This is a genomic window from Serratia sp. (in: enterobacteria) (assembly GCF_046715635.1).
Taxonomy (GTDB): domain Bacteria; phylum Pseudomonadota; class Gammaproteobacteria; order Enterobacterales; family Enterobacteriaceae; genus Chania.
The window spans coordinates 1-10,875 of record NZ_JBKJYW010000399.1; the positions used below are offsets into that span (position 1 = coordinate 1).

Here is a 10,875-nt window from a genome sequence, read left to right on the forward strand (position 1 = left end):
TTTTTCTGCCGGTGGTGGCGTAAATCCTTGCAAAGCACGGCCAACGGTTTCCAGCAGCACGCGGCGTTCCACTGGGAGCGTAGGGGCTAACTGTTTGAGATCGGATATCCGTTGGTCACCCAGCAGATTGACCAGCAAGGTGGCACCTGCCGTATCCAGGCTGCCCAGTTGGCTGAGATCGAACACCACATCGGCCGGCAAGCGGGCTTGCAATTGCCCAACGGCGGGTTCCAACAGGCGGTAATGTGCCAACACCCAATCCCCAGATGCCAAGATACGGGGAGGATGGAGCGTCTCGTCCAAGTTGAGAAAGGTGCTGAGTTGCGGTTCTGCCATCGATGACAGCCTCTGCTGGCGAAGAAATTTATACCCGTCGTCCTTCAAGCGACAACTTGAAAGCGATTGGCCAAAGTCTATTTATAACATTAGCGTAGCGGCTTTAAGCAGATTTGCTATAGCACGGTAGAATATCGTTATTCTTGATGGTCGTTCCGGGCGCTGCGCCCCTGAAAAGAAGCAGGGCTGGGAGATCCCCAGCCCTGCTTGACGCGAATTACTTTACTTCGCCCATCGCTTTCAGCTTTTTGGACAGGTCGCGGCGTTCTTTCGACAGATCGGCATTTTTGATGATGTAATCATCAACGCGATCTTCATAGTCACCGCGCATGTTGGCGATGATGCCCTGAATGTCTTCAATGCTCATGCCCGGTTTGATGTACTCGCTCAGGTTGTCGAGCAGCAGCACACGCTTCTGGTTGTCACGAATTTTCTTTTCGTTGTCGACAATTTCACGCTGTAGCTTGTTTTTACGGCGGAAGATACGCACAAACTCCAGAACGTCCTGGAAACTCGGCTTATTTGCATTATCCATCTTTATACCCTTGCTTTAGTAATACACAGATTCATTTGCTTACGGCCACAATGATACCAAGATACAGGGTTGTGGCCGTCAGACACAACTGTCATTGCCCTATCTTACCCACTTTAGCGTCTTGACCCTATCCTGATGCGCCTGCTTCATGATCTGATCCACTATTCCCGACCGTTGGCCGTACAGACCTTGAGCAGATCGCCCAGTTCTTCCAACTGTTGCGCCAGTTCCATACTCAGCCAGACATAACCATAGATAGGTGCTTCGCTGAGTTGTGCGGCACTGGCCTCTTGCATTAGTGCCTTCAGCTCTGCGGAGATATCGCCCAGTTCCCCGGCAATAGCCTGCGCATGCAGGGGTTCGCCATCCCGCATGATGGTGGACAAGGATTCGATAGCACGTTGCGTCAATAGCTGTGAGCTGCGCAACGTTTTGGCATTCAGCATAATAAAGTGGGTTTCACGCGAGGCCCAGTAAGCATCGGCCAGCAGTTCCAACGTACACACCAGGTTACGGCTCAGGGTCTGTACCGCTTCAAAGACCGGTTTGGCGATATGAGTCTCTTTGCTGGCGGGGGCGATCAGTGCGCGTAGCTTTACCACATCGCCCAACAAGTTTTTGAGCCGAGGCTCCAACCGGGGCCGCTCAATCATGTTGGGTGAAAGATAAGCGCCGTAGATCTTCCCAACCGTCTCCAAGCAATCCGCCATTTTCATTCGCCACAACACATAAGCTCGCTGCGGGTAGATGCTGGTAAACAGTAGCGCCAGCAACGAACCAAAAATCACATCACCACTGCGCCACAGTGCGATAGATATATCGCCAGCCCCGGCACCGATGACCACCGCCAGCGTAATGCCCACCAGCAACGCCATATAGGGTCGTTTGCCCAGCGTCAGATAACCACAGGCAAACATCACCACCCCACACCAGGCCAGCATCACCGGCAGCGAATACAGCTCCAGGTAGAGCGCAATCAGGCCAGAGGCTGCGCCGAACACCGTACCGGCAATACGTTCCAGCGCCCGTTGCAGCACGTTACCCCAAAAAGAGATCGGCCCCATTACCACTATCAGCGTGATCAACGGCCAGGTACCTTCCGGCACCGCCAGCAGACGGATTAACAGAAAGGTCAGGATAAAGGCCAACCCGATGCGTACCCCGTGGACGATACGGTAATTACGGTAGATCAGATGTTCAAAAGAAGAGATTTTTCTATCCAGACGCACGCTTGTCCCCACCGACCCTGCTGTAAAACCCTTATTTTAGTGGAAGAACCCGGCTGGCGTACAACACTAGCTGTTGAAAGAGGCTTCCTGGTTAGGGGGAGGTTTAAGTTTGCGCTAAAGATTTTAGCGGCGGAGGATTTACCTTTTTGCTAAAGAGTGAGATCATCGGCGCATGGAAACCAAAGAAATCAGGCGCAACAACCTGCGCGATCTGATGGCACGTTTCGCCCGGCAAGGCACCAACCAGAATGAGTTCGCCATACTGGTGGGATCTTCTGCGCCAACGCTGAGCCAGATCACCGGTGAAAAATCCTCCCGCAACCTGGGCGACAATCTCGCCAGACGCATTGAGGCCAAACTCGGCTTGCCCAAAGGCTGGTTCGATGTATTCCATGAGAAGGCGCTGGAACAGCCGTTTGCCAACGTGGCGGCCGAATCGGATTTCCAACCGGCACGGCTCAAACCCGTGGTATGGGAAGATACCGAGCAGGACAAGGAAGAGTTTGTGGAGATCCCCTTGCTGGATATCGATTTCTCCGCCGGTGACGGCTGCTACGAAATTGTCGATAGCGAGGAGTTCTCGCTGATCTTCCGCCGCTACTATCTGCACAAGATGGGGGTGCCGGTAAATGCGGCACGCATTATCCGCATCTCCGGCTCCAGCATGGAACCCCGGCTGCAGGATGGCGATGTAGTGGGTATCAATACCGTCGATACTCGCATCCGCGAAGGGAAAACCTATGCGATCCGCCATGGCAATCTGTTACGGGTCAAGATCCTGATTGAGCAGCCCGATGGTGGCGTGGTCATCCGCTCCCTGAACCGGGAAGAGTACCAGGATGAACTACTCAGCTATCCGCAGCGCAAAGAGCAACTGGTGGTGCTGGGGCGAGTATTCTGGTCTTCCTCCTCCTGGTAAGATCCTGGGCTCGGGCGCACATGTGCGCCCCTACGTAATGAACCAGAACCACCTAGACGCTATTTAAAATCCACCGCCATTTGCTGCGGTATCGACAACCCACGGGTCGATTGCACACAGCGGCCAATATAATCGGTAAAGCGAGGCGGTTTAGGCATGCCCAGCTTGAGGATTTTTTCGTTGCTAAAGCGCACGTTCAACATGGCAAAGGAGCCGTACAGGCGCATCGCTTTCAGCATCAGGCGCTCATTGCACGGCCCGAAGATATCTTTCAGCTGTCTGCGCATTTGCAACAGGGCTTCGTAGCTGACCTGCGCATAGCGATCGCCCACCGGCGGCTCTTCCAGCGCGGCGGCGATAGCATGATCGATATCCGCAAAACTGACGCTGCTCTCCTCACCCGCCGAGATATGGTAAACATCGTTATCCAACCTGTCGCGGTTGAGCAGCATCACTAACGCATCGGCGCAATAGTCCACCGGGATCACATCGATACTATCTTGCAGCGAGCACATAAACTTACGCAGCATCAACGCCATGCTGAACACCCAGAAAATGCTGCTGGAGGGTTTGCAGCCCAGCTGCGTATGCCCAACCACGATCGATGGCCGGGCGATCACCAGCGGCAGCTGCGGGCAGGTTTGCCGCATCAGTTGCTCAATGGTCGATTTGGAACGAGTATACTCCACCAAGTGTTCGGCTGTTTCCTCAAACTCGGCGCTTTCTGCCACTAACGAACCCACCTGGGGGGCGCAAGACATTGCCGTACCCACATGCAGGAAACGTTTTAATCCAACCACCTGTGCCATTCGCTGTGCAAACGCCAGAGTGCCTTCAACGTTAACCTTCCAAATAAGCGGGTTATTACCAAATGATGCCACCGCAGCACAGTTAACAACATGGGTTACCTTGTTAATACGGTCGTCAGACAAGAAGTATTCCGGCTCGCTTAAGTCACCCAGTAAAATATTCTTCACCGTAAGTTTATTCAGAATACTTTCATCTAAATTGAACTTTTCCATATTAGTGCAAATACGGTTTAAGCCCTGTTGTTCTGTTTCCGCACGCACCAACAGCAGATAATTAACGTTTTGATTTTCTTTCAATAATTTTTCGAGCATCGCACCACCGAGAAAGCCGGTCGCCCCAGTCAACAGTAACGTTTTCATCTTACACACCTACATTTGCATTGAATGAGGTGGAGTGTATGCCTATATTTATAAACCAGAAGTAAATAGAAATTGACTGGTGATTTAATTAATCCTCTTAACATTCCATTAAGGAATATCCTGAAAAACACGCAGGCGATTAGTAACAACTCAGCGCATCTTTTATTCCGCTTGTTTAAATAGCATTGATGTTATCTCTGCTTTAATTAACCATAATTATCCAACACATTTTTTCAGGAGCTATCATGAGCTACAACCAAAAAGTCTGGCTGGGAGTATTAACCATTTGCACGCTCTTCTGGTTGGCCTTGATTAGCGGTCTGTATACCTATGGTAAATCCCAGGATCATCAGCACGATCATGGCCAGCAAGAACAGGCGATGAGCACCCAACCAGCAAAGCATCACTCCACTCTGGCACCAGCGCTCTGACGTCCTGCCCTGAATGAGGTAGCGACAAATTCTCTTCAGCCTCATATTATGCATTGTCGAATAGGGAGAATGACATGCCACGACCACTGGATGGCCTACCCCAGCAAGAGCGTGAAAAGATCCAAACCGATTTGCTGGCACTGAGAATTATTTATAGCGAACGCTACGGCCACGCCGCCGAATGGGAAAACGCTGAAGCGCACGTCCCCACGCATCTACGCGGCTACTTTCAGCAACGGCTGAACTTCTATCGCACTGCGTAGCAGCACTCAATTTTGCGTTAAGCATTAACCAATACTTGGCATCGGTGATCGCGCCGTTACAATAGGGCTATTCCCTACGCCAACAAGAGATGCGATTTTGAGCAGCAAGGCACCGGCCACATTCTACATCCACGACTACGAAACCTTCGGCAAAAGCCCGTCAATGGACCGCCCGGCGCAGTTTGCCGGGGTGCGTACCGATATGGATTTCAACATTATCGAAGAACCACAGGTGTTTTACTGTGCGCCAGCCGATGACTATCTGCCCGATCCGGAAGCGGTGATGATCACCGGCATCACGCCACAAGAGGCACTGGCCAAAGGCGTTAACGAGGCCGAGTTTGCCCGCCGTATCCACGAAGCGTTCAGCGTGCCTGGCACCTGCATTCTGGGATACAACAATATCCGCTTTGACGATGAAGTCAGCCGCAACATCTTTTACCGTAGTTTCTACGACCCTTACGCCTACAGCTGGCAAAACGGCAATTCGCGCTGGGATCTGTTGGACGTAATGCGGGCCTGCTACGCCCTGCGCCCGGAAGGCATCAACTGGCCAGAAAACGAAGATGGCTTCCCCAGCTTCCGTTTGGAACATCTGACGCGTGCCAACGGCGTTGAACATGAACACGCTCACGATGCGATGTCCGATGTGCATGCCACCATCGCTATGGCCAAGCTGGTCAAACAGGCGCAGCCAAGGCTGTTTGATTACCTGTTGCAGCACCGTAACAAGCACAAGCTCAATGCGCTGATCGACGTTGCGGAAATGACGCCGTTAATGCACGTTTCCGGCATGTTTGGCGCGGCACGGGGTAATACCAGTTGGGTTTCACCGCTGGCCTGGCACCCAGACAATAAAAATGCGGTGATTATGTGCGATCTGGCAGGGGATATTACCCCGCTGCTGGAGCTGAATGCCGATGAACTGCGCGAACGCCTCTATACCCGCCGCGATCAATTGGCGGCCGATCAGGCCCCGGTGCCAATCAAGCTGGTGCATATCAATAAATGCCCGGTGCTGGCTCCGGCGAAGACGCTGCTGCCAGAAAATGCAGACCGGCTAGGCATCGATCGCCAGGCTTGTCTCGAGAACCTGAAGGTACTGCGCCAGCACCCAGAGATCCGTGAAAAAGTGGTGGCCCTGTTTGCCGAAGCCGCTCCTTTCACCCCAATCGATGATGTGGATGCCAAACTGTACGACGGTTTCTTCAGCGATGCCGACAAGGCTGCCATGAAGATCATTCAGCAAACCAAACCGCAGAATCTACCGGCGCTGGATTTAACCTTCAGCGATGGCCGGATGAAAGAGCTGCTGTTCCGCTTCCGTGCCCGTAACTACCCGAACACGCTGGATGACGCCGAGCAGCGCCGCTGGTTGCAGCACCGTCAGGAGGTGTTGAGTGCCGAACGGGTGCAAAGCTATATCTTGCAGTTAGAGTCACTGTATAACCTGCACGAAGGGGATAAAGAGAAGATGGCGTTGTTGAAGGCGTTGTTTGATTACGGTAAGCAGTTGGTGGGTTAACGCTGTGCTCCTGTTGCCCTCATCCATTGATTATCTGAACGGGCGCAGCATGCGGCGCCCCTACAAAGCGAGTCGGATGAGATTTGTCAGTAATAAAAAGGGTTCCAGCATGTGGAACCCTTTTTGATAGCGCGAGGCAGACGAGCTGATTAAGCCACGTCTTCGCTTGCCTGTGGCACCGGCAGGCTGAAGCTGCGGGTGACAAACGCCAGATACAGCAGGCCGATCGCTGCCCAGACCAGGCCCAGCGTCATCGAACTGACTTCCAGGTTGACCCACAGAGCACCGACGGTTAACGCCCCCAGCACCGGCAGGATCAGGTAGTTGACGTTGTCTTTCAGCGTACGGTTGCGTTTCTCACGAATGTAGAACTGAGAAATCACCGACAGGTTAACGAAGGTGAACGCAATCAGTGCGCCAAAGTTGATCAGTGCCGTAGCGGTGACCAGATCGAACGAAACGGCAGACAGCGCAATTACGCCAACCAGCAGCACGTTCAGCGCCGGGGTACGCCATTTTGGATGCACGTAACCGAAGAAGCGCTCCGGGAATACGCCATCACGGCCCATGACGTACATCAGGCGTGAAACACCCGCGTGAGAGGCCATACCGGAAGCCAGTACGGTTACGCAGGAGAATACCAGGATCACCGACTGGAAGAACTTGCCAGCCACGTACAGCATGATTTCCGGCTGTGACGCGTCAGGATCTTTGAAGCGCGAGATATCCGGGAAGTACAGCTGAACGAAGTACGACACCACGATAAAGATCACGCCGCCGATCAAGGCCGTCAGGAAGATGGCTTTCGGGATCACGTTTTCTGCATCTTTGGTTTCTTCGGATAACGAGCTGATGCCGTCAAAGCCGAGGAACGAGAAGCACAGAATGGTCGCACCGGTGATCATCGGCACCACGTGCGCGTTGTCAGACCAGAACGGACGGCTGCTCACCAGCGTACCGGCGCCTTCACCGTGGGAGATACCGTTAATCACCAGGCCCAGGAACACGATCATGATCGCTACCTGCACCACCACGATGATGGAGTTCAGGTTGGCCACCAGCTTGATGCCACGCAGGTTGAACGTCGTCATCAAGGCAACCAGGGCCGCAACGAAGATCCACGAAGGCACACCCGGGAAAATCGCTTCCAGGTAAATTTTTGCCAACAGGATGTTGATCATCGGCATGAACAGATAGTCCAGCAGTGATGACCAACCCACCATAAAGCCGACGTGCGGGCTGATGGCTTTCTGGGCATAGGTATAGGCAGAACCGGCGGAAGGGAATTTCTTCACCAGTTTGCCATAGCTCAGGGCGGTAAACAGGATCGCCAGCAGAGCAAAGGCGTACGCAGGCGCGACGTGACCGGCGGTCAGGCCGGAGACGATGCCGAAGGGGTCAAAAATGGTCATGGGCTGCAAATAGGCCAGACCCATCATGACGACCGGGACTAAAGTCAGTGTTTTACGCAGTTGGGCGCGTTGGCCGGCAGCGGGTGCGGCGGTGATGATGTTATCGGACATCGCGCAGCCCCCCCTTACCTTCAGCCTTGCGGATAATAGACACGCCAAGACTCAAGGTTGCGGGGAAACTTCGCAACGTGCGACTGAATTCTAAAAGGGGGATGAGGGAAGCTGGATAACTAGGCACAAAAGCCTGTGTTGCTCCATAATCGCTGCGACCGCAACGGAAACCGGCGGGCACCGGTGCCAAGGTGAAAAATTGCCCCATCTTTCTTATCCTCATGAGTCACGACCATAAAGTTTTGGTTGATCGCGACGAACCTATTTATCTATCCGGCTCGATGTCCGGCCTCGCTTGATGTATGAAACGCACGTTGGTAAAACATAATGCAAAAAAAAATAACCGACGCGTTAAAACGTCGGCTATCTGCATTTCGCGTATTCTGCCATAAGATCACAGAAAGACAAGATCCTGAAACCTTCTAATACAAATTCTTTTGCTTAAAATCAGCAAAAACGCCTTTCCTCGCCATCAGGGTACCCGACATCAGGCATTTTTCAGCATCCAGTCGATCTCGGTTTCCGTCACTAACCGTTCAAACTGCATCAGTTCACCCATTTTGCAGGCGTGATAAACCTGTGAAAAGCGTTCACCGAGGTAGTGCGTCAGTTCGTGCTGATGCTCAAATTCGTATAGGGCATCGCTTTGGCGGATCGGGAACGGCAGCCCCTCCTGCTCCAAACCGTTGCCCGTCACCGGCTCAGGCAGCGGCAATTCGGTATCTAGCCCGTAAAGCATCCCCGCCAGGATCGTCGCCACCACCAGATAGGGGTTGGCATCGGCACCGGCAACGCGGTACTCCACGCGGTGGTTCTGCGCATCGCCACAGGGAATACGCAACGCCACGGTACGGTTGTTATGCCCCCAGGATGCCTGGATCGGCACATACATCCCCGGCTGGAAACGGCGGAACGCATTCACATTGGGGGCCAGCACCGCCATCGATGCAGGCATCAAGGTGATCATCCCGGCCAATGTCCGCTTAAGCAGCGCCGAGTCTTCGCCATCCGCTTCGGCAAACAGGTTTTTCCCCGCGCTGTCTACCACGCTGAGATGGACGTGCATGCCACTTCCCGCGTAATCCTCATAAGGTTTCGCCATAAAGGTGGCATGCATATGGTGATGTTCGGCCACCTGGCGCACCAGCCGCTTCAGAGCCAGCGCATGATCGCAGGCTTGCAGCACGTTGTCGGTGTGATTCAGGTTCACCTCAAACTGGCCGGGGGAAGCCTCAGCCACCGCCCCATCCGCCGGTAGCCCTTGCATCTGTGCCAGCGTGTCGATGTCGTTGAGCACCCCAGCAAAATGGTTGAGGTTATCCAACGAATAGACCTGGCTCTGTACGTTGCGCTCCTGAGTGCCTGGTGCGCACGGCGGCTGCAGATAACCTGCCGAGTCTCGCTGTCGATCGATGAGATAAAACTCCAGCTCTACCGCTACCACCGGGAACAGTCCGCGCTGGCGCAATGCCTGCCATATTCGGTTCAGCACATTGCGGGGTTCAACGTCAAAGGGAGTACCATCTTCATCCAGCATGGTCAGTAGCACCTGACCGATATGTTGCGGATCCGCCGCCGACGGCGTCAGCGTACCGGGCACGGGCATACAGATCCGATCCGGTTCGCCCAGTTCCTGGCCCAACCCGGCCTCTTCGACCACGTTGCCCAAAATATCCATTGCGAACACCGAGGCGGGGAAATAGCAGCCTTTTTCAACTTTTTTCAACCCGGAGACGGGAATGCGTTTACCGCGGAAGGAACCATTGAGATCGGTAAGAAGGATATCGACATACTGCGTGTCAGGATGGCGTTCCAAATAGTGAGCAACCTCACTTTGGAACGCGCTACTTCGCCTTTCTTCATTATGCTGTGCAAAATTTTCTACTACTGCGCTGTTGGTTTGCATACATCACCTGCCGTTGTGCTCTTGGGAATGCCTTCGCATCCGCTTGCCGATTGACTTAACACATGGTTTGATTTCTCTGTAGAGTGCGCCACAGGCTGGCGCTCAAAATAATACCCATAATATGAAACATAGCTTTAACAGAAATGGTTTGCAAATGTTACAATGGCGTTTGATTATTCGCCAAGGACTGCTAAATTGATAAAATATTGAGCGAAAAGGCGTTGTTTGCGCTTTGTTGGTACAGAATTTCTTCCGCCAGACCAGGGGGAAACATGGGCAATATATTTTACAACGGCCGTCCAACTACCGATATCATGTGGTTTCGATATCACTCAGACAGGTACCCGGCTCCGGGTGTGATCCCAACCTGTCGCTCCTACCAGAAGGAACTACCGCTATGAGCGAAGTCAGCTTGGCACCAGGCAAGCGCCTGTCGCAGATCCGTCAGCACTTGGGTTTGTCACAGCGCAGGGTCGCCGAACTGTCCGGATTAACCCACAGCGCCATCAGCACCATTGAGCAGGACAAAGTCAGCCCTGCCATCAGTACGCTGCAGAAACTGCTGAAGGTCTATGGGCTATCGCTGTCTGAATTTTTTGCTGAACCTGAACGGCCAGATGAACCCAAAGTGGTGATCGAGCCGGACGATCTGATCGAGATCGGTAGCCAAGGCGTTTCGATGAAGCTGGTGCATAACGGCAACCCTACCCGTAGCCTGGCCATGATGCTGGAGACCTATCAACCGGGCACTACCACCGGCGAGAAGATCAAGCATCAGGGCGAAGAGATCGGCACGCTGCTGGAAGGGGAAATCATGCTGACGGTCAACGGCCAAAGCTACCTGCTGACCGCAGGGCAGAGCTATGCGATCAACACTGGTATGCCACACAGCTTCAATAATTCCTCAACGCGCGTATGCCGGATCGTTAGCGCGCATACCCCGACCACCTTCTGATACACCACCGGAGGAGTGATGATGGAACATGTTGCCAGCTATTATGCCGCCAGCGCCAACCCGCACGCTCCTTATCCCCAGTTG

At 53.5% G+C, this 10,875-nt stretch carries 10 protein-coding genes and 1 pseudogene; 5 read left to right on the forward strand and 6 right to left on the reverse strand.

What is annotated here, in order from left to right; translation table 11 throughout:
• From ACLQ7H_RS20680 to ACLQ7H_RS20690, 3 genes and pseudogenes are all read right to left on the reverse strand, one after another.
• Positions 1–336 (reverse strand): annotated as a pseudogene (locus ACLQ7H_RS20680) (ABC transporter permease); the annotation flags it as partial.
• A gap of 217 nt (positions 337–553) precedes the next feature.
• The gene (gene tmaR, locus ACLQ7H_RS20685; RefSeq protein ID WP_411754287.1) at positions 554–871 is read right to left on the reverse strand and encodes a PTS system regulator TmaR; all 318 of its coding nucleotides are present in this window, start codon (positions 869–871) and stop codon (positions 554–556) included.
• Between the two features lie 161 nt (positions 872–1,032).
• Complete coding sequence (locus tag ACLQ7H_RS20690) at positions 1,033–2,100, reverse strand: FUSC family protein (RefSeq protein WP_411754288.1); 1,068 nt, start codon at positions 2,098–2,100, stop codon at positions 1,033–1,035.
• Positions 2,101–2,272: 172 nt separating this feature from the next.
• On the opposite strand from ACLQ7H_RS20690, the gene ACLQ7H_RS20695 reads away from it, so the two are divergent.
• Positions 2,273–3,019: a helix-turn-helix transcriptional regulator gene (locus ACLQ7H_RS20695; RefSeq protein WP_411754289.1), complete on the forward strand. Its 747-nt coding sequence runs from the start codon at positions 2,273–2,275 to the stop codon at positions 3,017–3,019.
• 59 nt (positions 3,020–3,078) lie between these two features.
• Here ACLQ7H_RS20695 and ACLQ7H_RS20700 read toward each other — a convergent pair whose 3' ends face one another.
• A complete protein-coding gene (locus tag ACLQ7H_RS20700) occupies positions 3,079–4,188 on the reverse strand; it encodes an SDR family oxidoreductase (protein WP_411754290.1) in 1,110 nt (369 codons plus the stop codon).
• 245 nt (positions 4,189–4,433) lie between these two features.
• Between ACLQ7H_RS20700 and ACLQ7H_RS20705 the strand changes: the two genes are divergently transcribed.
• The 3 genes from ACLQ7H_RS20705 (at position 4,434) to sbcB (ending at position 6,407) form a co-directional block, all read left to right on the forward strand.
• On the forward strand, positions 4,434–4,619 hold the full coding sequence (locus tag ACLQ7H_RS20705; protein ID WP_411754291.1) for a hypothetical protein: 186 nt from the start codon (positions 4,434–4,436) through the stop codon (positions 4,617–4,619).
• A gap of 74 nt (positions 4,620–4,693) precedes the next feature.
• On the forward strand, positions 4,694–4,882 hold the full coding sequence (locus ACLQ7H_RS20710; protein WP_411754292.1) for a DNA polymerase III subunit theta: 189 nt from the start codon (positions 4,694–4,696) through the stop codon (positions 4,880–4,882).
• Between the two features lie 97 nt (positions 4,883–4,979).
• On the forward strand, positions 4,980–6,407 hold the full coding sequence (gene sbcB, locus ACLQ7H_RS20715) for an exodeoxyribonuclease I (RefSeq protein ID WP_411754293.1): 1,428 nt from the start codon (positions 4,980–4,982) through the stop codon (positions 6,405–6,407).
• Positions 6,408–6,556: 149 nt separating this feature from the next.
• On the opposite strand, the gene ACLQ7H_RS20720 is transcribed toward sbcB, so the two are convergent.
• Positions 6,557–7,930 carry an APC family permease gene (locus ACLQ7H_RS20720; protein WP_411754294.1) on the reverse strand — a complete coding sequence of 458 codons (1,374 nt, stop codon included), beginning with the start codon at positions 7,928–7,930 and terminating at the stop codon, positions 6,557–6,559.
• 487 nt (positions 7,931–8,417) lie between these two features.
• The gene (locus ACLQ7H_RS20725; RefSeq protein ID WP_411754295.1) at positions 8,418–9,836 is read right to left on the reverse strand and encodes a glutamine synthetase family protein; all 1,419 of its coding nucleotides are present in this window, start codon (positions 9,834–9,836) and stop codon (positions 8,418–8,420) included.
• Between the two features lie 397 nt (positions 9,837–10,233).
• Between ACLQ7H_RS20725 and puuR the strand changes: the two genes are divergently transcribed.
• Entirely contained in the window at positions 10,234–10,791 is a 558-nt protein-coding gene (puuR, locus tag ACLQ7H_RS20730; RefSeq protein ID WP_411754296.1) for an HTH-type transcriptional regulator PuuR, read from the forward strand.
• Positions 10,792–10,875 lie beyond the last annotated feature (84 nt).